Origin of the sequence: Dermacoccus barathri, from assembly GCF_015070805.1 — a bacterium.
Lineage (GTDB): Bacteria > Actinomycetota > Actinomycetes > Actinomycetales > Dermatophilaceae > Dermacoccus > Dermacoccus abyssi.
This window is the reverse complement of the sequence record NZ_JADCTK010000003.1, coordinates 57,819-80,186: the sequence shown is the minus strand read 5'-3', so window position 1 is coordinate 80,186 and position 22,368 is coordinate 57,819. Positions and strand designations below refer to the sequence as shown.

At 69.4% G+C, this 22,368-nt stretch carries 23 protein-coding genes, 1 tRNA gene and 1 riboswitch; of the genes, 16 read left to right on the top strand and 8 right to left on the bottom strand.

Annotated features, from left to right (window positions below; all coding sequences use genetic code 11):
* Positions 1–153: 153 nt before the first annotated feature.
* Positions 154–912: a DUF305 domain-containing protein gene (locus IM689_RS06065; protein ID WP_193643304.1), complete on the bottom strand. Its 759-nt coding sequence runs from the start codon at positions 910–912 to the stop codon at positions 154–156.
* Positions 913–926: 14 nt separating this feature from the next.
* Entirely contained in the window at positions 927–1,580 is a 654-nt protein-coding gene (locus IM689_RS06060) for a DUF3105 domain-containing protein (protein WP_047312294.1), read from the bottom strand.
* Positions 1,581–1,687: 107 nt separating this feature from the next.
* Between IM689_RS06060 and IM689_RS06055 the strand changes: the two genes are divergently transcribed.
* Together IM689_RS06055 and IM689_RS06050 are read left to right on the top strand one after the other, a co-directional pair.
* Positions 1,688–2,389 carry a metal-dependent transcriptional regulator gene (locus tag IM689_RS06055; RefSeq protein ID WP_193643303.1) on the top strand — a complete coding sequence of 234 codons (702 nt, stop codon included), beginning with the start codon at positions 1,688–1,690 and terminating at the stop codon, positions 2,387–2,389.
* A gap of 216 nt (positions 2,390–2,605) precedes the next feature.
* Positions 2,606–2,779: riboswitch (cyclic di-AMP (ydaO/yuaA leader) on the top strand.
* A 1-nt stretch (position 2,780) separates the two neighbouring features.
* The gene (locus IM689_RS06050; protein WP_193643302.1) at positions 2,781–3,728 is read left to right on the top strand and encodes a C40 family peptidase; all 948 of its coding nucleotides are present in this window, start codon (positions 2,781–2,783) and stop codon (positions 3,726–3,728) included.
* Between the two features lie 74 nt (positions 3,729–3,802).
* Here IM689_RS06050 and IM689_RS06045 read toward each other — a convergent pair whose 3' ends face one another.
* On the bottom strand, positions 3,803–4,567 hold the full coding sequence (locus tag IM689_RS06045) for a hypothetical protein (protein ID WP_193643301.1): 765 nt from the start codon (positions 4,565–4,567) through the stop codon (positions 3,803–3,805).
* A gap of 309 nt (positions 4,568–4,876) precedes the next feature.
* On the opposite strand from IM689_RS06045, the gene IM689_RS06040 reads away from it, so the two are divergent.
* Positions 4,877–5,452, top strand: a complete 576-nt coding sequence (locus IM689_RS06040) for a hypothetical protein (RefSeq protein WP_118913507.1) — start codon at positions 4,877–4,879, stop codon at positions 5,450–5,452.
* Here IM689_RS06040 and IM689_RS06035 read toward each other — a convergent pair.
* Together IM689_RS06035 and IM689_RS06030 are read right to left on the bottom strand one after the other, a co-directional pair.
* Complete coding sequence (locus IM689_RS06035) at positions 5,436–6,641, bottom strand: MFS transporter (RefSeq protein ID WP_193643300.1); 1,206 nt, start codon at positions 6,639–6,641, stop codon at positions 5,436–5,438. The genes IM689_RS06040 and IM689_RS06035 overlap by 17 nt on opposite strands.
* Positions 6,642–6,912: 271 nt before the next feature.
* Positions 6,913–7,422 (bottom strand): FBP domain-containing protein, encoded by a 510-nt coding sequence (locus tag IM689_RS06030; protein ID WP_193643299.1) that lies wholly within the window; start codon positions 7,420–7,422, stop codon positions 6,913–6,915.
* A 257-nt stretch (positions 7,423–7,679) separates the two neighbouring features.
* On the opposite strand from IM689_RS06030, the gene IM689_RS06025 reads away from it, so the two are divergent.
* Both IM689_RS06025 and IM689_RS06020 read left to right on the top strand, forming a co-directional pair.
* A tRNA-Arg gene (locus IM689_RS06025) sits at positions 7,680–7,752 on the top strand.
* 93 nt (positions 7,753–7,845) lie between these two features.
* Positions 7,846–8,823: a zinc-binding dehydrogenase gene (locus IM689_RS06020; RefSeq protein WP_193643298.1), complete on the top strand. Its 978-nt coding sequence runs from the start codon at positions 7,846–7,848 to the stop codon at positions 8,821–8,823.
* A 22-nt stretch (positions 8,824–8,845) separates the two neighbouring features.
* On the opposite strand, the gene IM689_RS15015 is transcribed toward IM689_RS06020, so the two are convergent.
* The gene (locus tag IM689_RS15015) at positions 8,846–8,992 is read right to left on the bottom strand and encodes a hypothetical protein (RefSeq protein WP_319803818.1); all 147 of its coding nucleotides are present in this window, start codon (positions 8,990–8,992) and stop codon (positions 8,846–8,848) included.
* Positions 8,953–9,411, bottom strand: a complete 459-nt coding sequence (locus tag IM689_RS06010) for a maltose acetyltransferase domain-containing protein (protein WP_193643297.1) — start codon at positions 9,409–9,411, stop codon at positions 8,953–8,955. The genes IM689_RS15015 and IM689_RS06010 overlap by 40 nt, the downstream gene beginning before the upstream one ends.
* A 102-nt stretch (positions 9,412–9,513) precedes the next feature.
* Between IM689_RS06010 and IM689_RS06005 the strand changes: the two genes are divergently transcribed.
* Positions 9,514–10,149 (top strand): endonuclease, encoded by a 636-nt coding sequence (locus tag IM689_RS06005; RefSeq protein ID WP_193643296.1) that lies wholly within the window; start codon positions 9,514–9,516, stop codon positions 10,147–10,149.
* A 15-nt stretch (positions 10,150–10,164) separates the two neighbouring features.
* Here IM689_RS06005 and IM689_RS06000 read toward each other — a convergent pair whose 3' ends face one another.
* Positions 10,165–10,800 carry a hypothetical protein gene (locus IM689_RS06000; protein WP_147362652.1) on the bottom strand — a complete coding sequence of 212 codons (636 nt, stop codon included), beginning with the start codon at positions 10,798–10,800 and terminating at the stop codon, positions 10,165–10,167.
* A 562-nt stretch (positions 10,801–11,362) separates the two neighbouring features.
* Here IM689_RS06000 and IM689_RS05995 point away from each other — a divergent pair.
* From IM689_RS05995 to IM689_RS05950, 10 genes are all read left to right on the top strand, one after another.
* The gene (locus IM689_RS05995) at positions 11,363–11,947 is read left to right on the top strand and encodes a hypothetical protein (RefSeq protein WP_193643295.1); all 585 of its coding nucleotides are present in this window, start codon (positions 11,363–11,365) and stop codon (positions 11,945–11,947) included.
* The gene (locus IM689_RS05990) at positions 11,944–12,273 is read left to right on the top strand and encodes a hypothetical protein (RefSeq protein WP_193643294.1); all 330 of its coding nucleotides are present in this window, start codon (positions 11,944–11,946) and stop codon (positions 12,271–12,273) included. The genes IM689_RS05995 and IM689_RS05990 overlap by 4 nt, the downstream gene beginning before the upstream one ends.
* Complete coding sequence (locus IM689_RS05985) at positions 12,270–13,448, top strand: GNAT family N-acetyltransferase (protein ID WP_193643293.1); 1,179 nt, start codon at positions 12,270–12,272, stop codon at positions 13,446–13,448. The genes IM689_RS05990 and IM689_RS05985 overlap by 4 nt, the downstream gene beginning before the upstream one ends.
* Positions 13,449–13,696: 248 nt before the next feature.
* A complete protein-coding gene (locus IM689_RS05980; protein WP_193643292.1) occupies positions 13,697–15,100 on the top strand; it encodes a sugar transferase in 1,404 nt (467 codons plus the stop codon).
* A complete protein-coding gene (locus tag IM689_RS05975) occupies positions 15,075–17,201 on the top strand; it encodes a glycosyltransferase (protein ID WP_193643291.1) in 2,127 nt (708 codons plus the stop codon). Before IM689_RS05980 ends, IM689_RS05975 begins: the two co-directional genes overlap by 26 nt.
* Complete coding sequence (locus IM689_RS05970; RefSeq protein ID WP_129665671.1) at positions 17,198–18,643, top strand: oligosaccharide flippase family protein; 1,446 nt, start codon at positions 17,198–17,200, stop codon at positions 18,641–18,643. Before IM689_RS05975 ends, IM689_RS05970 begins: the two co-directional genes overlap by 4 nt.
* A complete protein-coding gene (locus tag IM689_RS05965) occupies positions 18,640–19,905 on the top strand; it encodes an O-antigen ligase family protein (protein ID WP_193643290.1) in 1,266 nt (421 codons plus the stop codon). The genes IM689_RS05970 and IM689_RS05965 overlap by 4 nt, the downstream gene beginning before the upstream one ends.
* A complete protein-coding gene (locus tag IM689_RS05960; RefSeq protein ID WP_193643289.1) occupies positions 19,902–20,534 on the top strand; it encodes a hypothetical protein in 633 nt (210 codons plus the stop codon). Before IM689_RS05965 ends, IM689_RS05960 begins: the two co-directional genes overlap by 4 nt.
* A complete protein-coding gene (locus IM689_RS05955) occupies positions 20,531–21,310 on the top strand; it encodes a polysaccharide deacetylase family protein (RefSeq protein ID WP_193643288.1) in 780 nt (259 codons plus the stop codon). Before IM689_RS05960 ends, IM689_RS05955 begins: the two co-directional genes overlap by 4 nt.
* The gene (locus IM689_RS05950) at positions 21,307–22,338 is read left to right on the top strand and encodes a glycosyltransferase family 4 protein (protein WP_193643287.1); all 1,032 of its coding nucleotides are present in this window, start codon (positions 21,307–21,309) and stop codon (positions 22,336–22,338) included. The genes IM689_RS05955 and IM689_RS05950 overlap by 4 nt, the downstream gene beginning before the upstream one ends.
* Positions 22,339–22,368 lie beyond the last annotated feature (30 nt).

Sequence of the window (22,368 nt, the reverse complement as noted above, 5' to 3'; positions counted from 1 at the left end):
GTTGTAGCGTTGACCATGACGAAGCGCGCCGCGTTCCCTCCCCCTGGTGGCGTGCTTCGTTCTGTTCGGCCGCAGCGCCTTCGGGTGCGCGCTGAACGGCGAAGGGCCGGACTCCCACGTGGCGTCCGGCCCTTCGTTTTTGTGTGCTGATGGCTATTTCTGACCCGCTTCGGCATCGCTCCACGGCTTGGCGCCGCGCTTGGCGAGCATGCTCGTCATGAGGTTGATCTCGCTCTTCTGGCCCTCCACCATGGTTCTGGCCAGACGGACGGTCTGTGAGTCGCTCGCCGCAGCCTGAGCGGCCTCTGCCATCTCCACGCCGGCGCGGTGGTGGACGATCATCAGCCGCAGGTAGAGGATCTCTGCTTGCTTGCCGCGGCTCTCGCGTAGCTTCGACAACTGCTCGCCGGACGCCATGCCCGGCATCCGGCCGTCCGCGAGGAGCATTTGTCCCTTCGGAAGACCAGCGTGCTGGTGGCCGGTCCGCGCCATCCACGCCATGCGCTCACCGGACACCGCGAGGGGCAGCTCCCATTCCTGCAGCCACGCCATCATCTGGCCGCGCTGGTTCTCCTGCGTCGTCGCGATGTCGTAGGACAGCGTCTGGATGTCGGCTGCGGTGCTGCGCGAGCGCACCGTCATCGACATGTCGACAGCCTGCGCGTGGTGCGCCGACATGTCGCGCGCGAACCCGGCGTCGACGCTGTCGGCTCCCGGGTGACGTGGCTGCGCCGACCACATGCCGACGAGTGCGGCGAGGACGAGGGCCACGAGTGCGACCAGCGTGATGGCCGCCGGGCGGCGTACCTGTGCCCAGGTGAGGTCGTCGCGACGCTCGTCGTCCGACGCGGGCTCCGGGCTTCGATGACGCTCGGGGCCCCCACCGTCGTGCGGTTTCTCTTCGTCCGTCATGGAAGGCCCGAGCGTCACATCTGGCCGGCGAGCTTGCCCGTGTTCGGGTCGTACGCGCCGCTGCAGGCTGCGCCCGGCTCAGGCGTCTGGGGGCCCTGCAGGTAGGCGTCGATGAACTTCTTGATGCGCGGATCCGAAGCGTTGTCGACCTTGAGCTGGTGGCCCCAGGCCGTCAGGACGATCTTCGAGCCCTGACCCGGGTACTGACTCATGAGCATGTAGTCCTGGCCGGCCAGCTTCTTCAGCTTGGAGATGTCACCGCTGCTCGCCTTGTCGGTGGTGATCCACACGGCGCCGTGTTCGAGGCTGTGGACGGCGTACTTGTCCGGGATCTTCTTGTCGTAGACGCCGCAGTTGGCCCAGGCCTGGTTGTGGTTACCGCCTGCGGGCGGCGTCATGGGGAACGTGGGGTCGCCCTCCACGTGGTCGCGGCCCAGGTTGCTCCACGTCTTCATGCCCTTGATGTCGGAGCTGGCGGTGCCGCCGTCGCCTCCGTCGCCAGAGTCGCGCGTCGCGAGGAAACCCACACCTCCACCGAGCGCGACGACCGCGGCGACTCCGCCCGCGATCAGGGCCATGCGCTTCTTCTTCTCCGAGCGGCGCTGTTCGGCCTGCATCTGGGCGAGGCGCTCGCGTCCACTCGCCGTATCGCGATCGCTGCGTGCCATGGGGGTACTCCTCGTGGGGGTCGTGCTGTGCGGTCGGCGCTCATTATGGCCGTACAACCTTTGCGCACGGCTACGCAGGAGGCCGTGGAGGTGGCACTCTTGTCCTCGTGAGTGACCTCATCGATACCACCGAGATGTATCTGCGCACGATCTATGACCTCGAGGAAGAGGGCATCCCTCCGCTGCGCGCACGTATCGCCGAGCGCCTCGGCCACTCCGGCCCGACCGTCTCGCAGACGGTCGCGCGCATGGAGCGTGACGACCTGCTGCACGTCGGTGACGGTCGGCGGATCGAGCTGACGAAGAAGGGGCGCACGCTGGCGACCCGCGTCATGCGCAAGCATCGCCTCGCCGAGCGCCTGCTCGTCGACGTCATCGGGCTCGAACTCGAGTTCGTGCACGACGAGGCATGCCGCTGGGAACACGTCATGAGTGAGCGCGTGGAGCGCAAGATTCTCGAACTCATCGCCGACAAGGGCCTGTCGCCCTACGGAAACCCCATTCCGGGTCTCGCAGAGCTGGGATGGGAAGGGGAGGCGATCGGCTTCCGTGACGGCGTGCAGTCGCTGGTCGAGGTCGCCGGCCAGGAGCCCGTCGAGGTCATCGTGCGGCGCATCGGTGAGCCAGCCCAGGCGGACGCCGAGTCGCTCGCTGTTCTGACGAGCGTCGGCCTCGCGCCGCAGGTGGCCCTGATCGTGCGCGCCGAGGGTGAGCGTGTGCACGCTGCGGTGCTCGACCGGCCGGACGACGCGGTGTCGCTTCCGCACGACCTCGCGTCCCACGTTTTCGTGGAGGTTCGTCAGGGCTGACGCGTGTGATGTTTGTCACATAATCTGCCTGTAACAGTTTTGCGGATTTCGGCGGTGGCGGGGAGCGTCATGCCCCCACGGGTGGAGTTCGCGTTTGCCGCGCCGTGACGCGGCGAACACCAACTCCACGTGCCCGTGATCTTTCCGTTACGGTCGGTTGCGGTTCGGTTCGAGAACACTCGTTCGCCCTTCGCGCCCAGCCCTGTCGGGGCGTACGAGTCTTATCCGCGAGATTGCAGTGACAGGGGCGGGGGACCCACTTTTCGTCCGAGGCCATGAGCCACGGACTTGGGGTGAAGTCACGCACGAGACCGCACAGGTCGGCGTGACCGGGCTGAGCAACTGGCCCGAACCCGACAGCTCACCTCGTAGGCGCTCGAGAGGTTGCACATTGTCCACCCAGAAGACCATCGGTCGTCACGCCCAGTCGAAGAACCCCCGTAGCCTGACCCGCGTCTCCGCGGCCGTCACTGTCACCGGTGGTCTCGTCGCAGGCCTCGCCGCGACGGGCTCGTCCGCAGGCGCTGCTCCGACGACGCCGCGTCAGGAGGCCGTGCGGGCCGCCACGACGCCGCTCGAGCTCAAGACGGTCACCCCCGCCAAGTCGCTCGTCGTGAAGCAGGCCAAGAAGGCTGCGGCTACCAAGAAGTCCACTCTCAAGAAGGCCTCGCGCACGCAGGTCCGTCAGGCCCTGACGCAGCGCAACGAGCGCGCCACGCAGGCCCTCGCCGCTCAGCGCAAGGCTGCGCAGGAGCGTCGTGAGGCTCGCGCCGCCGCGAAGGAGCGCGAGGAGCGTCAGCAGCTCAACCGCACGCAGGTGCGCCGCACCGTCACGCAGCACCGCACGCCGAACCAGCGGAACGCCTACGGCCAGCAGCGTCAGCGTCCGGCCGCTACGGCGACCACGCAGCGCACGCGTCCGGCCGCTACGGCGACCACGCAGCGCACGCGTCAGTACACGGTCAACACGGCCGCGACGCGCATGACGAACCAGAAGGCCTCGGCTGCCACGCCGTCCCGCTCCGGTGTCGTCGCCATCGCGTCGCGATACACGGGCATCCGTTACACGTGGGGCGGCAGCACGCCGGCCACGGGTCTCGACTGCTCCGGTTTCGTCGCCTACGTGTTCAAGCAGATCGGCGTCAACCTTCCGCACCAGTCCGGTGCCATCCGGGCCATGACGACGCCGGTCTCGAACCCGCGTCCGGGTGACCTCGTCTACTCGCCGGGCCACATCGGCATCTACGCCGGTAACGGCATGTCGTACGAAGCCCGCCAGGCGGGCATGCCGTCGGGTCTCTACCCGGTGGTTCGCGGATCCTCCTACGGCCGCCTCTGACAGAACCGGTCGCACGACAAAGGCGCCGCAAGCCCTCGGGCTTGCGGCGCCTTTGCGCGTTGGTGGACCCGGGCTTACTTGAACTCTCGGAAGAACATGGCCGCTGCGCCACCGACGCCGAGGAGGACGACGCCGAGTCCGATGGCGAGCGTGAGGTTGCTCGGGCCGTCGGAGTCGTCGAACGCGGGCGCGGCGAGGCTCGACGCGCTGCTGCTCGGCGTCCGTGACGACGTCTTCGAGCTCGAGGGGGACGTGGAGGACGACGACGAGGAGGACGCGCTGCTGCTCGGCGAGGAGGTCGCCGTCGGGCTCATCTCGTTGGAGCGGGTGGTGGAGGGCTCCGTCGGTGCCGGAACGTCGCTCGTCGCGCTCGGCAGGCCGGGTGCGGGCACGTTGTCCGTGGTCGGTGCGGGAGCACTGTGCGTTCGCGTCGGCGTGGAGGTCGGGGTGGACGACGACGGCTCCGGCGCCGGAGCGCACTGGTCGAGCGGGAGGGAGCCGACGCCGACTCCGCCGGCATTGATGTAGACGGCGCCGGCGCCCGACGGGATGGACAACGTCACCGTCGTCGACGCGTACGGAGCCACGGTGGTGGCCGCCGGGGAGACGGGGGAGCCTCCCGCTGAGGCGGTGAACGTCTGGACGAGTTCGCTGCCGTTGGTCAACGTGACCGTGACGAGCGTTCCGTTCGCGCCGCAGGTCGGCGACTGGAAGATGGCGCTGCTGCCTCCCGGCGCCATGGGGAGCGCGGACGCGGCGGACGCGCCGGTGACAGCGATGACGCCGAGACCGGCGGCGCCGGCGAGAGCGCGGGCGGAGGAAAAGGGGCGTGCAAGCATCGGGAGCGACCTTCGGAAGACGTCGAGCGGCGTGGTGCCCGTCGATTCTTCCACGAACCGAGCCGAACAGCAGGACGATCGGTCTTCGATTGCCCGGCTGGGGTCGACGAATCAGATGAAACTCGAGTGCAACCAAATACTCGCCTCGTGCGTCTTTCCTCGTGAACGCTCGAAAACGGAGCGGTCCGTCACATTTGCGCCGCAGCGCACATGGGGCAGAACGCTCGCGGTAGCGGGGTCGGTGGGGTCTTGGGGGCTCGATCGCCCCCGCACCGGCGAGCGGGCGTTAGGTCTGATTGACTTGGCGCCGTGACGATCAACGCAGCTGCTGTGGCCTACCTGCGCCACCACCTGTGTGAATTTCTCCTCTTCGTCGTACTGGCCACGCCGGTGCTCGTCATGCGTCCGTTCCTCGGCAACGTTGTCGTCGTCGTCCTCTTTTTCGTCATGTACTTCGGTTTCTCGTACCAGAGTGAGCGCGCGGTTCGTCTGCGCGTGGACGACGACGGTGTGCAGTACCTCGCGGGCGGGCGGGATCGCTCGTTCATCGCCTGGAGCGAGATCGGAGCGATCGTGCCGCGTCGGTTCCGCGGATGGCCCGCCGAGGATGCTCTCGTCGTCCTCGATCACGCGGACAAGCCGCTTCTCGTGGCTGGTGTCGCGATGTTCGGTGATGCGGACCTGCGGCGGGTGAAGGCCTACGCCGGGCAGCGCGTCGAGGTGCGTGAGCCTGTTGTTCTGTCGGCGCTCACGGGTCGAGCGGGCGGACACCGTCGGCCCGATCTCGTGCCGGAGCGCACGTCGGAGCGGTTCCTCGCGTCGTCGATCGGCGGCATGGTACTCGCCGCGCTCGTGGCGGTGGCGCTGTTCAGCTTCGTGCGCTGAGGCTCTGTTCGCGTCGATCGGAGAGGACGACGACGGCGAGGCACGCGGCGGCCATCGCGGCGCCGAAGAGGAACATCACGGAGTAGTGGATGCCCGCCTGTTCCGCGACCCACGCCATGATGGCCGGCACCGCGAAGCCGAGGTAGGTCACGGAGTAGAAAACGGCGGTGAGGCCGGCGAGGTCGCGCGGGCCCGCGATGCGCTGCACCTCGAGCAGGCCGCTCACCATGGCGAGGCCGTAGCCGGCGCCGAGGACGAAGCTACCGAGAACTGCGGTGGCGATGGCCAGCTCTGACGCGGCGAGAGCGCCGAGCAGCATTCCGGCGACGAGAACGACGAGCGCCGCCGTCACGGCCCGTGCGGAGCCGGGGCGGTCGATCTTGCGCCCGAGGGATTGCACGAAGAAGCCGCAGGTGAGGCCGACGACGCACAGGAGCGCGGAGAAGGCGATGGGTGCGTTCGTCACGCGGGAGCTCATGAGGGCGGGCAGGACGGCGTACGCGCAGGCGGCTGCGCCGAAGACCCAGGGCGCGACCGGCAGGACGACGGTGAGGAAGCGTCGGTGGCCGAGCGCGGGGATGCGCAGGTCGTCGCGCAGGCGCCCGGTGTTGCGGTTCGTCAGGTCGATGGTTTCCGGGGTGCCGCGCAGGCGGATCGCTGCGCTCAGCGTGACGAGGATGTTGACGACGTACGCGAGTTCGTCGGGGTAGGGCGCCCACTGAGCGAGGCAGCCGGCGACGCCCGCACCGATGCCGAATCCGGCGGTGAGCGACATGGCGGCGCGCTTGGCGCCGGTGCCGTCGGGTACGTCGTCGTGGGGGCGGGAGGAGAGTTCTTTGACCCATGACGTGCCGACGGCCATGACGAGGCCGAGCGCGATGCCGGACAGGACGCGTCCGGCGAAAAGCGCCGCGACCTGACCGTGCGCGAGCGCGAGGGTGGCACTGCCGGCCATCGCGATCCAGGGGGCCGGAGCGAGGAGCTTGGCTCGCCCGTACCGGTCGGAGAGCGGGCCGCCGATGAGCAGCGACGGGATGATGCCGAGCACGTAGGCGAAGAGCAAGATGTCGACGGTTACCGCCGGCAGGTGGTGCTGCGACTTGTACATGACGAGCAGGGGAGTGAACTCGTTGCCACCCCAGGCCACGGCGAGCATGGCGTGGGCGGGGCGGGTCCACGGCTTCGTCATGGGGCTTCCTCCAGGTGCTCGGCTACTGGCAGGTACCCATGCAATCACGCGGCTTGGGCGGTGGTGCGGTGTGTTTCGGGGAGTGAGCGACGTCATCGTGAGCGGCGTGTGGTGAGGGGGTGCGGGCCTCGCGCGGTCGGGCGTGTGTGGTGCCGAACTGACGCGGTGCCCCGATGTGTTCTGACGGGGTCCGGTTCAGGTGCGCAGGCGGCGTGACGACGCGCTGAGTGCCGGGTGACCGCGAGCCTGCTCGACCCGGTGAACCGGACGACTACGCCGTCTCGCTGATGAGGTCGAGAAAGTGTCGGGAGCGCTCGCGCAGTTGGGCGACGCGCAGTTCTTGCCAGGCGACACGTTCGGCTTCGTCCTGAACCTCCATGGCGTTGGGGACGCGGCGGGCGTTCCTCGAGCAGGAGAAGTCGGTGCAGATGGACGTGCCGACGGTGTTGCCGACGCGGCCGCTCGTTCCGGCGCGCGGCGCGACGTAGAGGGTGACGTTGTCGGTGGCGGTGATGTCCTGACACCAGGAGCACAGCAGCTTGCGGCGCTCCTTGGGTGGGGTGGCGCGGCGCAGGAGGAGGGTGCGCACGGCGTCGCCGTCCTCGGTCTCGACGACGAAGGTGGCGTACGACTGCTGCTCGCGCTTGGGGTCGATCCAGCCGAAGTAGTCGCGACCGTCCCACTCGATGCCGTCGAGGTCGGGCAGGTTGGCGCGCTTCGCCTCACCCTTGGAGGCGTTGACGAAGGACGCACGGATCTCTGCTTCGGTGACGGCTCGCATGGGTTCCATCCTCTCGGAGCGCTTCTGCGGGCCGCAAACGAATTCAGTCGGGGAGCAGCAGTCGCGCCCGCTCGGGCCAGAACGTGACGGGTCAGTGGCCGCACAAGGGGGCGCCGCGCAGGCGCGGCGCCCCGCGACTACAGCAGCCCGCCCGACAACAGTTAGGCTGACCGCTGCGCGTGCAACCCCTCGGGCGGAGCACGTCGCGACGTTCACGCGAGTGCGTCACCGCCTGGTCGGCGCGATGCGAGGACGACGCTCCCGTAGCTCAGGGGATAGAGCACCGCTCTCCTAAAGCGGGTGTCGCAGGTTCGAATCCTGCCGGGAGCACCGATCGGCCCTCGGGCAAGAATGTGTGGGGCCGGCCAACCTCGGCATCCGGTTCGGCCCACGTCGGGCGTTGGTGATGCCAGGATCGAAGGCATGATCGCTACTGTTGCCGTGTCCCAGAACGCCGACGACCCGCTCGCGGGCCTCGAAGTGCGTGAGATGCCCAAGCCCGACGTCCCGCAGGGATGGTCGCTCGTCAAGGTCGTCACGAGCTCCATCAACATGCACGACGTGTGGACCCTGCGCGGCGTCGGCCACCCGCCTGAGCTGCTGCCGCGCATCCTCGGTTGTGACGCCGCGGGCTACGACGAGGACGGCAACCGCGTCGTCGTCCACGGGATCATCGGCGACCTCGACCGCGGACGCGGCGACGAGACCCTCGACCCCAAGCGCTCCCTGCTCTCCGAACAGTACGAGGGCACCTTCGCGGAGTACGTCGCGGTGCCCGCCCGAAACCTCGTCCCCCTGCCCGACGGCATCTCTTTCGAGGACGCCGCCTGCCTGCCCGTCGCGTGGGGCACCGCCTACCGGATGCTTGCCACCCAGGCGACGCTGCGCGCTGGCGACACCGTGCTCGTGCAGGGCTCGGCCGGGGGAGTGAACTCGGCCGCCATCAAACTCGCCGTCGCCATGGGCGCCACCGTGTACGCCACCTCGCGCACCGACGAGAAACTCGCCCTCGCCGAGAGCTGGGGCGCTCGCGGCATCGCCGACGGCGCGCGCCTGCCCGAGCAGGTCGACTACGTCATCGACAACGTCGGCGAAGCCACCTGGTCGCACTCCGTCAAGTCACTGCGACCCGGCGGCGCCATCGTCACGTGCGGCGCCACCACCGGCATGAACCCCTCGGCCGATCTCGGCCGCATCTTCTACCAGCAGAAGCGCGTGCTCGGCTCCACGATGTGCACGCTCACCGAACTCCAGCAGCTCGTGCGGGTCATGGAGAACACCGGCGTCCGCCCGCTCATCGACTCCACCGTCTCGCTCGAGAACATCCGCGACGGCTTCGAGACGCTGCTGGGCGGCGACGTGCGCGGCAAGATCGTCGTGCGAGTGGCCGAGGACGACTGACGCGGCGGTCAGGGGAAGCGGTTCAGAGTTCCTTGATGACGCGTGCCGGCGAAGCGACGGCGACGACGTTCGCGGGCAGGTCCTTCGTCACGACAGCCCCCGCACCGACGACGGTGTTCTCACCGATCGTCACGCCCGGGCAGACGACGACCCCGCCGCCGAGCCACACGTTGTTCTCCAGCGTGATCGGCTCGGCGGCCTCCCACTTGTCGCGCCGCTGATCGGGGTCGAGCGGATGCGTCGCGGTGGCAACTGGACGTTCGGGCCGATCTGCACGTCGTCACCGATCGTGACGCGGGCGACGTCGAGCGACGTGAGGTTCCAGTTCGCGAACGTGCGCGCCCCGATCGTCGTGTTGTAGCCGTAGTCGTAATGGAACGGCGGGCGCACCTCGGAATCCTCGCCGAACGCGCCGAGCAGTTCCTCCATGACGGCGCGGCGCCCGGCAGAGTCCGTCGGGGCCATCGTGTTGTAGCGGTGTGACAGCGACTGGGCGCGCGCCGACTCCTCGCCGAGCACCGGATCGTCCGCGATGTACAGCTCGCCGGCGAGCATCCTCTCGCGCATGGTCTTCGTCGATTCCGTCATGGCGTCCAGGCTAGGGCGCCTCATCGATCGCACGTTGCCCCTGTCCATGCGCAGGGGTCGCCCGGCGGCCGCGGGCACCGGGAGGGGGCATAACGTCGAGCCATGAGCTCTACACAGCAGGAGACGGTACGGCAGCTCCTCGAGGAGCACGGCACGACCTTCGCGGCCGACGCCGACATCACACTGCGTGACGAACCGGCATGTCTGTGGCAGCTCCTGGTTCTCGCCCAACTGCTCTCGACCCGGATCAGCTCCGACATCGCCGTGGCCACCGCGCGCGAACTGTGGAAGGCCGAATGGCGCACGCCGGCGAATCTGCGCAGGAGTACCTGGCAGCAGCGCGTCAACGCCCTCGGACGTGGCGGGTACCGCCGTTACGACGAGTCGACGGCGACACGACTCGAGGCCAACGTCGTCCTGCTCGACGAACGGTGGAACGGAGACCTACGCGAGTTGCGCGACGAGGCGGACGGTGACGCCGCAGGCATCGCAGAGCTCCTTCAGGCGTTCGCCGGCATCGGTCCCACGGGAGCGGACATCTTCCTTCGCGAAGTTCAGGATGTGTGGCCGAGCGTCGCGCCGTACGCGGACAAACTGGTCGTGCGCGGAGCGAAGGCTGCAGGCCTCCCGACGACGCCGGACGAACTCTTCGCGCTCTGCCCGAGCGTCCGCGCAGCCCATCTCGCTGCAGCGCTCGTCCGCGTCGCCCGCAAGCCGAGCATCCTCGAGCGCTCGTAAGACGGGTGGACGGCGTCAGCTGACGCCGTCGTCGGGCCAGGTCCAGCGGATGCCGACGAGGCCCGGCCCGACGTCCTGCACCATGAGTTGGAGCAGTCGGTTCGGGCGGACGTCGAGGCGATGGCCGATCTCGCCCTCGCCGAGGTCGACGTACTCCTCGGCAGTGGCGGGCAGCTCGCCTGCGAACTCAACCTGGATGAGCACCTCGCGCGTACGCCGCGGGACGCTGTAGGTGGCCTCGACCGCGCGTAGCGCGCTCGGAGGTAACTGGATGCGGTGATCGACGACGGCGATGTCACCCCGACGTGCGTCCTCGGCCAAGATGAGTTCTGCGCCCATGAGCCCGTGCTCCGGCCACAGCACCGTCCGTCCGAGTTTGCACCCCGCGACCGCCTCGAAGTGATCCTCGATCGACGTCGAGAACGCGGCCGGGTCAACTTCGTCGACGACATGGATCGACGGCAGTCGGATCGGGCCGGGGGAGAGAGCGCGCACGATGTGACGAAACTCAAGCGTCCGCTCCACGCCGACGGCGTCGACGAAGAGCTTTTCGTGGACCGTCTGCTCGTACGGCAGTTCGTCGTGCTGCATGAACCCCAGCTCGCCCAAGGCCTTGGCCACGAGGCCGGTCTCCGGCATTGCCTGCGACACCGGAACCACCCGGGGATTGCGCCCACGCGGGCGCGGGGGCCCAACGAGATCGGTGAGCTCACCCGACCCCAGGCCCAGCAGGTCTTCGAGAACCGTGAGGGCCTCGATACTTCTGGCCTGCTCAGGCTGTCGCCTGCCCGAAGACCAATGGCTGAGCGCCGACACACTGACAGGAGTGCCGTTGGCGCTCAACTGATGCGACAAGGCCGAGAGCGTGATTCGTCGGGCCGAAATGGCCGATCGTAACGTAGTCGAGAACGGAGTTGCGGTTTCTCCATGGCTGGGCGCCACGATGTCCCCCTCCTTCCACCCCTTCATGCGGACACACCGCCCGTCAGGCTAGGCAGTGGCTGTTTACGCATTTGATTTAAATACTGGAAAAGGCGGCTTCTATCGTCAAAACGCTCCACATTTATGGGCCAAGGCGTAAATGTCTGCCCCATTTGTCGCCGCAGAGCATTGGACGGTCGTCCGGTTTCTCGAGTGCCTTGGAATTCACCTCGTGCTGACGAATCGCGTGGAGCGATACAGACATGATCCTTTCCGAAAGGGTGGGCCGACGATGGCACCTTCACTGATCAACTGGGGCGAGGGCGAGGCACGTGCCTGGGGGGAGCGCACCCACGTTGCCCGCCATGACCTCGACGGCCTCGACATCTTCGCACGAAAGGGTATCGCCCGCATCATCGATGCGATGCCGCGTTCAGCGGTCCATGCCTACACCATGGGTGACGACCCCTGTGACGGCGCGACGTGGCGTCGTGGCGACGTGGCAGATCTCACGGGTCTCCAACTGCTCGACATAGTCGACCAAGGCCGCCTCTGGCTGAATATCGTCGGGGCAGGCCATCATGTGCCAGAGCTCGGAGCAATTGTCGACGAACTCTACGGAGAAGTTTCGTCCACTGTCGGTGACGCCTGGAGCACGCTCAAGGCGACCCTCCTCGTGTCCTCTCCGTCCGCGCAGGTTTTCTATCACGCCGACAATCAGCCGAACGCTCTGTGGCATATCCGCGGTGAAAAAAGGTATTCGTCTATCCCCGTCGCGAGCCGTACGTTTCTGTGCGCCAACTGGATTCAATCGCGGCCGGGTATGCGGACGAGCAACTGCCGTACGACCCTGCGTGGGATGCGTCCGCCGAGGTGATCGACCTGAAGCCGGGCGAGGTTGCGTGGTGGCCGCAGAACAGCCCGCACCGTGTCGTGAACGCGCCCGGCGAGCCGAGTGTCTCGCTCTCCGTCGAGCACCGGACCACTGCCTCCACGCGCACCGAGCGTCGCCAACGGGCCGACTTCCACCTTCGGCGAACCTTCGGGCTCACCCCGCCCCCCGGCAAGTGGCTGGATCCGGTGACCCTCGTGGCCGGCTCCGCCCTCGCGAAGGTGGCACCCAAGCAGCGGGCTCGCAACGAGCGTGCCGTCTCCTTCGTCGTCGATCCTGAGGCGGAAGGCGGGGTGAAGAGCCTCGCATGAGCACACTTCTCGCCGTCCGAGGCCATTACACGGCCCACCGTCTCGACCATGACGAACTCGGCTACACATCCCTGAGCGACGACGTCGACGCCGTTCTCAGGAGCGAAGCTCCCGTCACCCACCTGCCGATCGACGAACTCGCGAAGCAGGCGCGTGCTCGGCACGCGGACCTCGTGGTCATCGTCGTCGGTCGCCAAGGGGAAGAATCGTTCACCCGGCCACTCGGTTTTGCGCTCCTCGAGCGCCGACCAGCCAGCCCGTGGCGACCGGTCGACATCCGCCTCGCGGGTGAGGGAAAGCTCGACCGTCAGAGTTTCCACCTCGTGGAGCCCGAGGTCGCTGCCACGCTGGCACTCGGTGTCGCCACCTTCGTGCGCCGGCACCGCGTGTGGCGCCTGCACCTCGACCAGGTCTCGCCGAACGATCCGACCCTCGCCTACCTCGTGCGATGCCTACCGCGGCTGCGGGCGCAGGCCGGTGACCCGATCCCACTGCTCCGCTGGCCCGACGAGCGTCGGCCCGGCCGGTGGGCGTCGAAGAAAACCCGTGCCAAGCACCGCACCGCATGCCGGAGGCTCGACGAGTCCGGCTCTGCCTGGCGGGTACACCGGTTGCGGAACGCCGGCGAGATCCGCGCAGCTCTGCCCAGGACGCTCGAGGTGCGCGCAGCTCGCGAGCGTCAGCTCGCCCGGCGCGACGCGTTTGCCGATGCGGCAGGGCAGCGTCACGTGCAGCGCGTTCTCGATCTTGCCACCGAGGGCAATGCCGAGGTGTGGCTCCTCACTCTCGACGGCACGCTCGTCACCTATGTCGTCGTCGGGTGTGACGACGGCAAGCGCGTCCTCGTCGACAGCAGGATGCGACCGGGCTACGAGCGCCGCTCACCGGGGCTCGTGCTCTTCGGCCACATGCTCGCCACGTGGTACGTCGACGAGGCCGTCCGGGTCGTCGACTTCGGACGTGGCATCAACGACTTCAAGCGCGGCCTGCGCAACGAGGTGGAGGAACGCCTGTGCGTGCGTGCGTGGTCGAACCCTGCCCTTGAGTACGCGGACCGCGGCCGGCACGTCGCCGACGCACGTCTTCGAGCGTGCGCCCGATCAGTGCGTGATCGATCACCGCTTGTCGCGGGGGTCGTGCGCCGCTGGCGCGCTCACCCCTTCACGCATCCCTGACCCCGAGGACGACCGGCCGAAGCGCCGTAGGAAAGCAGGAAAGCATGTCCACCCGAGCACCCGAGGAGACGACCACACGGTGCGTCGCCCACGTGTGCGACTCCGTCGCGGCCGCGGAGGAGTGCGCCTCGCGACATGCGTGCCACGGGCGGAGTGCGCTTGCGGCCGGTCGCCCACCTGCGTCGCGGCGGGCCGCGCGTCATGCCGCAGGCCGACACGACCGCGTCGAACCGAGGCGTCGACCCTCGATGTCGCGCGGCGCCGGCGCCGCAGCCGAGGACGCCCGTGCGGCCCGTGACCGCCGGGCGCGCACGCGCCGGGCCCGGGACGTCAGTGGATTGCTGGCCATCGACCTCGCCGTCCCCGCAGGCATGGAGTTCGCGACCCCGGTCAACCCGTTGGCCGTACTGGGTCTCGCATTCGGGATGGTCACCACCTACCGCTGGGCCGGGTTGTACCGACGCCGATTCAGTCAATCGGTGCTCGACGAACTGCCGTATCTCGTGCTCGGAATCCTCGTCGGTTTCGGCGTCGGTGCCCTCGCGCTTCTCGTCGACGACGCCCCGACGTGCGGCGAGTTGTTCGCGGGGCTCGTGCTGACCGTGACCGTCGTCATCGCCGGACGCACGCTCGTGTACCGCCTACGTCGCCGCCGCGCGCCCCGTCACGCCCAACGTGGCGGCACCCGGGTCCTCATCGTCGGTACGGGCGCCGGAGCCCGCGAGTTGGCCCGCCGCATCACCACAAGCGGTCAAGGCGCGGCGCTCGTGGGATTCCTCGGCGCCGAGCCGGACGACGGTGCGCTCGACGAGCAGACGATCACCGCTCCCGTCATCGGCGACTACGCCGACTTCGGCGAGGTCGTCGAGACGTTCGGCGTCAACATCGTCGTCTGCGCCTTTCCCGAACTGCAGGAGTGGCAGCTCGCACACCTGCTGCGCCGCGATGCGCCGCCCGACGTCGAGGTGTACACCGTGCCGAACGGGTACAGCATGCGTCGCTGGGGCGGGCCGTGGGCCGACCACATCCGCGGTATCCCGATCATCCCTGTCGCCCCGGCCCAGATGCGGTGGGTGGACGTCGTCAGCAAGCGGGTTCTCGACATCGTTCTGGCGCTCGTCGCGCTCGTTCTTCTCTCGCCGGTACTGCTGGCCGTGGCGCTCGCGGTGCGCATCGAGCTCGGACGCGGAGTCATCTTCCGCCAGGAGCGCATCGGCAAGGGCGGAGCAACGTTCACCATGCTCAAGTTCCGGTCCATGCACCCGGCGCGCGAGGGGGACTCGCAGACCCGCTGGAGCATCTTAGGCGATCAACGCATCGGTGCCGTCGGCCGTTTCATCCGCGCCACGTCGCTCGACGAACTGCCGCAACTGTTCAACATTCTGCGCGGCGACATGAGCTTCGTCGGCCCGCGTCCCGAGCGCCCCTACTTCGTGGAGCGCTACTCGCAGATCTACCCCGACTACGAGGACAGGCACCGCGCGCCGGCCGGGCTCACCGGCTACGCGGCGGTGCAGGGCCTTCGCGGCGACACCGACATCGCCGAGCGGGCGCACTTCGACAACCTCTACATCGACAACTGGTCGATGTGGCAGGACCTCAAGATCATCGTGAGGACGGTGGGCAGTGTTTTCGGACGCCACGGCAGTTGACGACGACGCGCGTTTCCCACGCCCCCTGCGGGTCGGCATCGTGTTGCCGACGCGCACCCGCGGCGGCGCCGAGGTGTGGCAGGAGCGGCTCGTCCGGGAAGAGGCGACGGCGGATGTCACGGTTCTCGCACCGCATGGCAGCGACGCCCTGCGCCGCTGGCAGGAACGGTCGGCGCGCACGCTCGACCTTCGCGCGGGGCGCCGCTTCCGCGGTGCTGCGGCGAGCGTCGTCGACCTGCGTGAATACCTGCGCACCTCCCGTCCCGACGTCGTCGTCGCGCACGGCGTGAAGGCCGCGCTGCTCACCCTGACCGCGGCCGCCGGCGCTGGAGCGCGCGTCGCCTGGGTGCGCCACGACGACAGTTTCCCGCGCCTCTCGCGCATCGTGAACACGCTGGCGGACGCTCGGCTGCTGGGCTCCGAGGGGGCCCGGCTCGCAGGTGACACCCGTGCGGTTGCCATCCAGGGGCCGCTTCCCGGTGCGCCACTGACGCGGGCGGCCGCGCGGCGGACCCTCGGGTTCGACGAGGGCTCCAGCGGCATCAGGCGTGCCGTCATGGCCACGCGACTCGCGCCCTACAAGGGGGTCGATGTCGCCATCCGTGCCCTCGCGTGCCTGCCGACGTGGAAGCTGCACGTCTTCGGCGTCGTCGATCACGCCTACCCGCAGGAGGCCGAGCGACTCACCGCACTCGCGGAACAACTCCGCGTGGGGGAACGGTTCGTGCTTCACCCTGCCCGTGACGACGCCTGGTCCCTCCTCGGTGCCTTCGATGCTGCGCTGATGCTCACGCGCACCGACGCGGGAGCCCACCTCAGCCGCGAGGCGTTCGGGTTGACGGCGTACGAGGCGGTGCGCGCGGGAGTGCCGGTCGTCGCGGCGTCACCTGTCGCCGAACAGCTCGGCGCTGCAGGCATTCTCGTCGGCTCCGAGGACGTCGACGCCGTCGTTGCCGCCCTGCGTGACTGCGTACGACCCGAGCGCCGCCGTGAACTGCTCGCCGCAGGCCCCGGTGTGCTCGCGACCACCGTTCTCGAACCCGACGAAGCCGCCGACCGCTTCACCCGCCTCCTCGCGGGGACCGCCCGCCGACCGGGGGCGGGCGTGCGAGGCGCCGAGCCGATGTCGGTCGTCACGACGGTGCTCGACGAGGCCGAGGCTCTCGCGCGCCTCCTCGACGACGTGGTGCCGCTGCTCGGTCCTGACGACGAACTCGTCGTCGTGGACGGCGGCTCACGCGACGGCACGTTCGAGGTGGCGCAGGAGGCCGGCCGCCGTGACGCACGGGTACACGTGTTGCGGGCCGAGGGCGCCGGAATCTCCGAGGGCAGGAATGCCGGGATCGCCGCCGCCGCCCACGAGCTCATCGCGTGTACCGATGTAGGGTGCACACCGGCCCCGACGTGGCTCGAGGCCTTCCGCAGCGCAGCGAGCGAGCACCCCGAGGCCTACCTCTTCACGGGTGTCTACACCGCGACGGCGAGGAATGCCGTCGATGACGCGTTCGCCGCCTGCGGCTACCCGGACGTCGCTGAACTGCACCACCCGAGCGCCGGTCAGCGCCTCCACGCGCGAGCGTTCGGCCGCGCGTTCCGCCCCGAGATGCCCACGGGGCGTTCCGTCGCCTTCAGGCGAGCCGCCTGGGCCGAGGTCGGCGGTTTCCCCGAGAACCTCCCGACGGGTGAGGACGTCACGTTCGGCATGCGGATCGCGGCCCGCCACCCGGCGCTGCTCGTCGCCGATGCCGCCGTCGAATGGGAGCAACGACCGAGCGTGCGCTCCACCCTGCGCATGTACTACCGGTACGGGCAGGGCTCGGCCGACTCGGGCAACACCCGGCTCGTCGTGCGTGACGGCCTGCGTCTGCTCGCCTACGGGGGTGGCGCCGTTCTCGTGACCAGAGGGCCCCTTGCCCGAACGGCACTCGCCGTCGGTGCGGTGGGCTATCTCGGCGTGCCGGTGCGGCGCGCGCTGCGGCGTCCGCGCGGCGTTCGCGCCGCAGCGCTCGTGCCCTTCGCGACGGCGGCTCGCGATGTCGCGAAGGTTGCCGGAGCACTCGAAGGCATGACGCGCCAGGCAAAGCGGGGCGCTCACTCGTGAATCGTGCACCCGCGACGCGCAGCTCGGCGCGGCGCCTCACCGTCGGAGCGCTCACCCTGAGCGTCGGCGAAGTCGTCGGCAAGCTCGGCACCCTCGGCATGCTCGGGCTGATGGCCCGGCAGCTGGGCGCGGCCGACTTCGGCCTCTTCAGCCTCGGCCTGGGCCTCGGACTGTTGCTCGCGTCGGTCGTGACGCTCGGCTTCGACCAGCGCCTCGTGCAACTCGTCGGCGCGGAACCGGAGTCGCTCGACGCCCGCCTGTCGGCCCTGCTGACACTGCGGATGGCGCTCGCGATCACCGTCGTCACCGTGTCTGCGATCGTCCTCATGACGCTCGACGAACCGGCCGCCTCCCGCGAGGTCATCGCCGTGCTTGTGGTCGCGGGATGTAGCGACACGCTCGTCGAGGCCTTCCGTACGGCTGCGAACGTGCGTGCCGTCCAGGTCGTGCCCGCCGCGGTGCTTGTCGTGCAACGGCTGCTGGCGCTGGGCCTCGTCGCCTGGGTCCTGGCCGAGGGACACGGGGTGGTCGCGGTCGCGTGGGCCTACTGCGCCGCGTCCCTCGGGAGTCTCGTCGTCATGGCGGGGGTGAGCCGTGTCGTGGCCGACGTCCGGCCGCGGGCGGCTCTCGTCACGCGCCACCACCTCGGCGACTTCCTCCGCGCCGTGCGGGTCACCGGGATCAATGACCTCGTCTCCATGACGCTCTTCCGCCTCGACGTCGTGTTGCTGGCCGTTCTGGCCGGTGAGGTCGCCGTCGGCCACTACACCGCGGCCTACCGGCTGCTCGAGACAGTGCTCTTCGTCAGCTGGTCGCTGTGCCGCGTCGTGCAGCCGAGCCTCGCCGACACCTCGGCCCCGATTGCGTCGCGCGCGGGCATCGTGCGCGCCTGCATCGTGCTGGTCGCAGCGGTCTACGTGCCTTACACCGCGCTCCTCGTGGTGCGCGGCGAAGACCTCATGCACCTGCTGTTCGGCGCCGAGTTCGCCTCGGCCCACGTGCTGTGGGGTCTGTGCCTCGCGCCCCTCGCATTCGGACTGGCACAGGTCGGTGCCACCGCGCTACTCGCCCTGCGTCCCGATCCCGCTGTGCTGTGGGCCAGCACCGCAGCCCTCGCGACCAACGTCGGGCTCAACCTCGCGCTCATTCCCGCGTTCGGCGCCGTGGCCGCCGCCGTGACGACGAGCCTGTCCTACGTCGTCCAGGCAGGCGTGACGGTGACGGCGCTGCGCCGTGTCATGCCGGTGCGTAGCGCGAGTCGGCCCCTCGCAGTCGTCGCGCTCGCCGCGTTCGTGGCGGCCGCGGTCATGCTCGTCCCCATGGCGCCGCTCGTCGCGATGGCGTTCGGCGTGGGCGTCTACGTCCTCGTGTGGGGCGTCCTGACGTCGGTGTGGGATCGCCCCACGCTCGGTTTCCTCCGCTCTCTGGCGAGGCCGGCATGAGCGCCCAGCTACGAACCCGGCGCGAGGCACGCGAACACCGCACCGCAACCCGCCTGCGTAGCCTGCTTGCCGCGGCCGTCGCGACGACCCTCGCCGTCGCTCCCTGGTCGGAGCGGGCCGTGGCGCCCCTCATGGCTCTCGTCTGCGTTTTCGCCGGAGTCGTGGTGCTCTTCGAGCGTCACGTGCACGTGCCCATGACCCTGCGCGCGTGCGCACTCGTGCCGATCGGCCAAACGCTCACGCTGCCGTTCGCCCCCGATCTGCCGTGGTCCTGGCGTCTTGTGGCCATGAGCTGGATGGGGTGGATCTGCGCGCTCGGTGTCGCCCAACTCGACGCGCGCCGCCGTGCCTGGATGCTCGTCGCTGTGAGCGCGTCCGCCGCCGTCGTGGCACTCGGGTCGCTCGCAGATCTCGGCGCGCTCTCGAGCCACGAGGGCGGCGGCGTCATCAACGGCCGCCTCCAGGGGCCGCTCGCGCAGCCCAACGAACTCGGTTCGCTCATGCAGATGGCCTTGCCGTTCGTCCTCCTCACGACGTTCGCCGCCTGGGCCCCGCGTGACGGCCGCATTCGTGCCCGGACGTGGCGAGTCACGAGCGTCGTCGGCCTCGCCGGCGTCGTCGCGGCACTCGTCTTCAGCCTCTCGCGCGGTGCTTGGATCGGAACGCTCGTCACGCTCACCCTGGTGGCGCTCGTGCGTCCCGCCGCCCGCCGCGGACTCCTGACGTTCGGGCTCGCGCTCGTCCTCGGGGGGGCGCTCGCAGCCGCAGCGGGGGGATCGTTCGTCAGCGCCGTCAGCGCGCGGTTCGACTCCCTCACCTCGCCGACGCGCAGTGCGTCGGACGAGCGCCCGGCGATCTGGGCGTATGCCGGCGAGCTCGTCGACGGTCGTCCGTTCACCGGGGTCGGCGTCGGTGGCCTACCGGAAACCGCCGGCGACGCAACCTTCGGCATGACGAACGTCGCGCCGCTGCACGCGCACAGCATCGTGCTCACTGCGCTGGCCGAAGGCGGACTACTCGCACTTGCGACCCTCAGCGTGCTGCTCGTCGTCGGCGTGCGCGTACTCGCGCGCATGAACGCGCGTGGTGCGCCGGTGGTCGAGGTGGCCGCCGCAGCCGCGCTCGCCGGCGCCTTCGTGCACGGCGTCATCGACTTCCCTTGGCGTGCACCGGCACTCACCGCCACCACCTGGCTTCTTGTCGGGCTTCTCCCGGTCGGCGTGACGCGCTCGCGCCGTTCCTCGACGAAAGGAAACCCATGACCGACCATCGCGACCCGACGGACCTGCCCGCTGCGGAAACCCGCGGCTCAGGTTCGTCACCGACCTCCACGGACACTGATGGCGCGTCCCGCACGGGCATCGGACGGTGGCGCCTGCCGCTCGCCATCGTCGTCCTCGGCACTCTGGTCGTCGCTCTGACGGCGCTGCTCCTACCGGGTCGCTACGACGCGACATCCGTCGTCGGGCTGCGCGCCGCATCCGAGGGCGGGAACCAGGCCGACATCGCGGCCAGCGCCGACAGCCTCAAGCAGGTGGCCCAGCAAGAAGTGGTGGCGAGCGGTGCGCCCGGACACGTCGAGAGCATCGGTCGCTCCATCCCCGTGTCGCGTGACGCGAAGGCCACGGCCAACCTCGACCCCGACTCGACGACGATCCGCATCGTCGCGCAGGGCGTGAGCGCGCGTGAGTCCTCGGCTCTGGCCAACGCGCTCGCCGATGACGCCGTCAAGCGCATCGGACGTGACGGCACGGCGCGCGCGGTGATCCTCGAACGGGCTGAGCCGACCTATGCCGAGAAGAAGCCGAACCGCCTGCTCGTGGCCGGGGCGGGGGAGGCGGCCGTCCTTGCAGCGGCCGCGCTCGCCGGTGCAGCGAGGGGGCGGCCATGACGGGCCCCACGCCGCTCGTGCTCATGTACCACGGCGTGGCCCAGGTGCCGCGCTCGCTGGATCCGGCGAACATCTTCGTGACGAAGGAAGCGATCTCCCACCAGATCGCACGCCTCACCGAGCGTCACGGGTTCCGTCCGCTGACCGAGGCGCAGTACCTCGCCGCGCTGGCCGGTGAGCGCAGCGTGCCCTCGAACAGCTGCCTCGTCACCTTCGACGACGGCTACACCTCCGTGCTCGACGAGGCGGCGCCGTTGCTTGCCGCCGCGCGTGTCCCGGCCATCTGTTACGTCTCACCCGGGTTGCTCGGCGCGCAGCCCGACCGCAGTGAACCGGCCGCCTCGGCCCGCCTCGATCGCGACGGCGTGCAAGCACTGCGCGAGTACGGGATCGAGATCGGTTGCCACAGCGACCTGCACGCGTCCATGCGCGGGATGAGCGCCGAGCTGCTCCGTGCTGCGACGAGCGTCGCGCGTGAGGAGATGAAGGCGCTGTTCGGCCACACCCCGCGCACGTTCGCCTACCCCTACGGCGATCACGACGCGGCGGCGCGAGCTGCTGTGCGCGAAGCCGGCTTCGAGTGCGCCTTCGCGACCTACGAGGGATACGGACGTTTCGCCCTGCCACGGGTCGACATCAACGCCACCGACACCCCGTTCACCTTCGACCTCAAGCTGCGGCGGCTGTACCCGTTCGTCCGTCGTTCGCTGGGGCGCGTTCCCGTGGTGCGACGAGCGACGCACCGCGTCGTCGGCTACGCCCCGAGGCAGCCGTGACCCGGATCCTTCACGTCACCGAATGCTTCAGCACCGGAGTTTCGCGCGCCATCCGCACGATCGCGCAACTCGCGCCGGAGCACGAACACCACCTGCTGTACACCGGCCTCGACGAGCCGGGCGAGTCCACGTTCGCCTCCTGCCGCGAGCTGCCGGACGGAACCTCGGCGCGCATTCGGGCGGTGCGTGAGGTTGCCGGCGCGCTCGGTGCCGATGTTGTTCACGCACATTCGAGTTGGGCCGGCGTCTACACGCGGGCGCTGCCGTTGTCGGCCCGCGTCGTCTACCAGCCGCACGGGTACAAGCTCTCCGACACGAGTGCGTCACGGCCGGCGCGTTTCGCTGTGGCAGCCGCCGAGAGCCTGCTGGGGCTGAGAAGCGATGCCGTCGTCGTTCTCTCACCGCAGGAGGCACGGCTCGCCCGACGGCTGACGCCGAGGGCGCAGGTCGTCGTCGTGCCGAACGTGCCGACACTGCCGGTCCGTGAGGGATCACCGGAGAGCTCGGAGGCCCCGCGGGGCGGTGGCGAGATGGCCCATCCGACGATTGTCATGAGTGGCCGGGTCAGCCGGCAGAAGGATCCGGAGTGGTTCGTCGCCGCCATCGAGCTCGTGCGTCGAGAGCGTCCGGACGTGCGGGCGGTGTGGCTCGGCAGCGACGACGACGAGGGCTTGACCGAGCGCCTCATGGCCGCCGACGTGACGGTGACCGGTTGGGTCGACGCCGACGAGGTGCGGCGCTTGGTGGGTGCGGCGGGCGTCTATCTCCACACGGCGCGGTACGAGGGGTTCCCGCTCAGCGTTCTCGACGCGCTCGCGCTCGGTACGCCGACGCTCGTGCGTGACATCCCCGCGTTCGAGGGAACACCGCTGTGGGCCGTCGACTCACCGGCGGTGGCCGCCGATCGTGCCCTGGCCCTGCTCACCTCGCGTGAACAGAGGGAGGCCAACCGTCGTGCGGGAGCACAACTGCTAACCACCATGTCGCCGGACGCCCAGCGGGCGGCCCTGGCCCAGCTCTACGGGTGAAGTCGCACCCCGTCACGGCGAGGCGAGGCG

Excerpts from the sequence above, each read along its gene's own strand:
- IM689_RS05985 (WP_193643293.1), top strand. The coding sequence starts at position 12,270 with ATGAGCACACTTCTCGCCGTCCGAGGCCATTACACGGCCCACCGTCTC.
- IM689_RS06020 (WP_193643298.1), top strand. The coding sequence starts at position 7,846 with ATGATCGCTACTGTTGCCGTGTCCCAGAACGCCGACGACCCGCTCGCG.
- IM689_RS05980 (WP_193643292.1), top strand. The coding sequence starts at position 13,697 with ATGTCGCGCGGCGCCGGCGCCGCAGCCGAGGACGCCCGTGCGGCCCGT.
- IM689_RS06045 (WP_193643301.1), bottom strand. The coding sequence starts at position 4,567 with ATGCTTGCACGCCCCTTTTCCTCCGCCCGCGCTCTCGCCGGCGCCGCC.
- IM689_RS06065 (WP_193643304.1), bottom strand. The coding sequence starts at position 912 with ATGACGGACGAAGAGAAACCGCACGACGGTGGGGGCCCCGAGCGTCAT.
- IM689_RS05960 (WP_193643289.1), top strand. The coding sequence starts at position 19,902 with ATGACCGACCATCGCGACCCGACGGACCTGCCCGCTGCGGAAACCCGC.
- IM689_RS06005 (WP_193643296.1), top strand. The coding sequence starts at position 9,514 with ATGAGCTCTACACAGCAGGAGACGGTACGGCAGCTCCTCGAGGAGCAC.
- IM689_RS05955 (WP_193643288.1), top strand. The coding sequence starts at position 20,531 with ATGACGGGCCCCACGCCGCTCGTGCTCATGTACCACGGCGTGGCCCAG.
- IM689_RS06035 (WP_193643300.1), bottom strand. The coding sequence starts at position 6,641 with ATGACGAAGCCGTGGACCCGCCCCGCCCACGCCATGCTCGCCGTGGCC.
- IM689_RS06010 (WP_193643297.1), bottom strand. The coding sequence starts at position 9,411 with ATGACGGAATCGACGAAGACCATGCGCGAGAGGATGCTCGCCGGCGAG.
- IM689_RS05965 (WP_193643290.1), top strand. The coding sequence starts at position 18,640 with ATGAGCGCCCAGCTACGAACCCGGCGCGAGGCACGCGAACACCGCACC.
- IM689_RS05995 (WP_193643295.1), top strand. The coding sequence starts at position 11,363 with ATGGCACCTTCACTGATCAACTGGGGCGAGGGCGAGGCACGTGCCTGG.
- IM689_RS06060 (WP_047312294.1), bottom strand. The coding sequence starts at position 1,580 with ATGGCACGCAGCGATCGCGATACGGCGAGTGGACGCGAGCGCCTCGCC.
- IM689_RS06030 (WP_193643299.1), bottom strand. The coding sequence starts at position 7,422 with ATGCGAGCCGTCACCGAAGCAGAGATCCGTGCGTCCTTCGTCAACGCC.